Consider the following 2,895-nt stretch of genomic DNA (forward strand, 5'->3'; position numbering starts at 1 on the left):
GCGGGAAGTAGCGGAAATTCTGCTGCTCAAAGGCCTCCTATACATATATAAACATATACACGCGTAGATAATATTATGAAGGTAGGTGTAGTCATGAAAACAATATGTATTTTCAACCAAAAGGGAGGAGTAGGTAAAACTACTACAAATATAAATTTATGTTCTTATTTAGCCATGCAAGGGAAAAAAGTTTTAACAATAGATATTGATCCTCAGGGGAATACTACAAGTGGACTAGGGTTTGATAAGAAAAAAATTAATTTATCAACTTATGATTTGTTAACTTCCGATATTTCTATTAATGATACTATAAAAGAATGTGAGCTTGTAAATAATTTATACATAGTACCTTCAACAATGGAACTTGCAGGTGCAGAAGTAGAACTTATAAATATAAAAAACCGTGAAAATATATTAAAGGAAAAGCTTAAAGAAGTTCAAGGTAAATTTGATTACATTTTCATAGATTGTCCACCATCGCTCGGGATTTTAACAATAAATGCTCTTACTGCGGCAAATAGTGTGCTTACGCCTATTCAATGTGAATTTTATGCTTTAGAGGGTGTTGGTCAGTTAGTAAATACTATCCAATTAGTTAAAAAGTCTTTGAATAAAAAATTAGAAATTGAAGGTATAATTTTAAGTATGTATGATAATAGAACAAAACTGTGTAATGAGGTGGTTGCTGAGGTTAAGAGATATTTTAATGACAAAGTTTATAAAACAACAATTCCAAGGAATATAAGATTGGCAGAAGCACCGAGCTTTGGGTTGCCAATTATGCTTTATGATGATAAATGCAAAGGAGCACGTGCTTATGAATATTTAGCAAATGAGTTTTTAGATAGACAAGGGAGATGATAATATTGAACAAGAAATTTGGTTTGGGCAAAGGACTGGGAGCTTTAATTCCAGAAGAAGAAATTGTTGAAGATAGTTCTACTATTTTTAAAATACCAATGAATTTGATTAAGGCTAATAAGGATCAACCAAGAAAAAACTTTGATTCTGAAAAAATATTCGAACTAGCACAATCAATAAAAGAACATGGAGTAATTCAGCCCATCATTTTAAATAAGGAAGACGATATATATATAGTTGTAGCAGGTGAACGAAGATTTAGAGCTGCTAAAAGTATTGGGCTAGTGGAAATACCAGCAATTATTATGAATATAACAGATAAAGAAGTATTAGAAATATCATTAATAGAAAATATTCAAAGAGAAGATTTAAACCCTATAGAAGAAGCTATCGCCTATAAGAAATTATTATTAGATTTTAATCTTACTCAAGAAGAAATTAGCAAGAAAGTATCTAAATCAAGGACAGCTATATCAAATACTATGAGATTATTAAATTTAGATGAAAGAGTTCAAGAGTATATAATGGATGGAGTAATTTCAGAGGGCCATGGAAGAGCGATACTTGGAATAAGCGATAAAGAATTTCAATATCAAGTTTCTCAAATGGTTATAGATGATAGTCTTAATGTACGTGAAACAGAAAAACTAGTGAAGAATTTTGAAAATAAAAAAACAGAAAAAGTAAATAATAACGATAATAATATATATTATAAAGATATTATGAGTAAATTAGAGAATCGTTTTGGTACAAAAGTTATAATCAATGCTAAAAATAAAAACAAGGGTAAAATAGAAATTGAGTATTATTCAGAAGAAGATTTTGAAAGAATATTAGAACTTATTAATATATAATGTTTCACGTGAAACATATTTGAGAGGAAGTAACTTACAATGGAGAATATAATTAATTTTATAAGAAATTCTGAAATATACATAGTAATAGGACTTATGGTTCTTGTACTTATACTAATTATAATAGTTGTAATAACATATAAAGCTTTAAATAAATTAGAAAGTAAATATAGAAAATTAATGAGGGGTGTAAATAATAAAAATTTAGAAGATATGGTTGTATCTTATTTAGATAAAGTAGATGATGTTAAAGATCAAAGTCAAAATGTAAAACAAATGTATGAAAGAATTGAGGGAGATTTAAAAACTTGTATACAAAAAACTTCAATAATAAGGTATAAGGCATTTGATGATATGGGAAGTGATTTAAGTTTTTCTATAGCATTCCTTGATGGAAGTAGTAATGGGATTATATTAACTAGCATTTATGGACGAGATGAGAGTACTACTTATGCTAAACCAGTAGAAAAGGGTATATCTAGGTATGAATTATCTGATGAAGAAAATGAAGCTTTAGAACAAGCTTTAACATCAAAAAAACACTAGAAACTACTTAAAATTAGTATTAAAAATCTTTTTTATGGCACACTAAAAATAAAAGAGGTTTTTTATGGTAATATGTGTTTCACATGATCTTGAATATTTACAAAATGGATTAGCACAAAGGGGTTATACAGTGATAAATAATATAGATAATAATACCCAGTGTGATGCAATAATATGTAATCTTAAAGAGGGCGGTCTTAAAAACTTGATTATGCAAAATAATATAAAGAGTGAGGGAACTTTAATTGTCGATATTGGAAGTAAATCTATCGATGAAATCGAGTATATATTAAGTACCAGAGTTTATAGTGCTATATTTTAAATGAAGGGGCCGTCTCAAAATAGAAATTACTTTCTATTGCGAGATGGCTCTTTTTTCTTATGTAAATACAAAAGTGGATTCCGAGGAATCCATTTTTGGTGTATAATTTAAGCATGACTAATAAAAAAATTACACAAAAGAATTATACCAAAATTTGCGAGGTTTATCAATTAGTTATTCCTGTTGAAACAGGAATTTTGATACCCGAAGATGATTCAGTGAGACTACTAAGCCAAATATTGGAGGAATTATTTTACACGAAACTAAATGAGGCGTACTCTTCACAAGGAAGAAATCCAGTAGTTGAACCGA

General features: G+C 28.6%; 4 protein-coding genes and 1 pseudogene. All 5 read left to right on the forward strand.

Going from position 1 to position 2,895, the window contains the following annotated elements; genetic code table 11:
* Positions 1 to 93: 93 nt before the first annotated feature.
* A complete protein-coding gene (locus Q0649_RS18185) occupies positions 94 to 861 on the forward strand; it encodes a ParA family protein (RefSeq protein ID WP_298845376.1) in 768 nt (255 codons plus the stop codon).
* Positions 862 to 866: 5 nt separating this feature from the next.
* Positions 867 to 1,715: a ParB/RepB/Spo0J family partition protein gene (locus tag Q0649_RS18190; RefSeq protein WP_298845378.1), complete on the forward strand. Its 849-nt coding sequence runs from the start codon at positions 867 to 869 to the stop codon at positions 1,713 to 1,715.
* 39 nt (positions 1,716 to 1,754) lie between these two features.
* The gene (locus Q0649_RS18195; protein ID WP_298845380.1) at positions 1,755 to 2,261 is read left to right on the forward strand and encodes a DUF4446 family protein; all 507 of its coding nucleotides are present in this window, start codon (positions 1,755 to 1,757) and stop codon (positions 2,259 to 2,261) included.
* 64 nt (positions 2,262 to 2,325) lie between these two features.
* Positions 2,326 to 2,583 (forward strand): YkuS family protein, encoded by a 258-nt coding sequence (locus tag Q0649_RS18200; protein ID WP_298845382.1) that lies wholly within the window; start codon positions 2,326 to 2,328, stop codon positions 2,581 to 2,583.
* 113 nt (positions 2,584 to 2,696) lie between these two features.
* Positions 2,697 to 2,895, forward strand: a pseudogene (locus Q0649_RS18205) (IS5/IS1182 family transposase); the annotation flags it as partial.

The organism is uncultured Clostridium sp., from assembly GCF_937920395.1.
Taxonomy (GTDB): Bacteria; Bacillota; Clostridia; order Clostridiales; family Clostridiaceae; genus Clostridium_AD.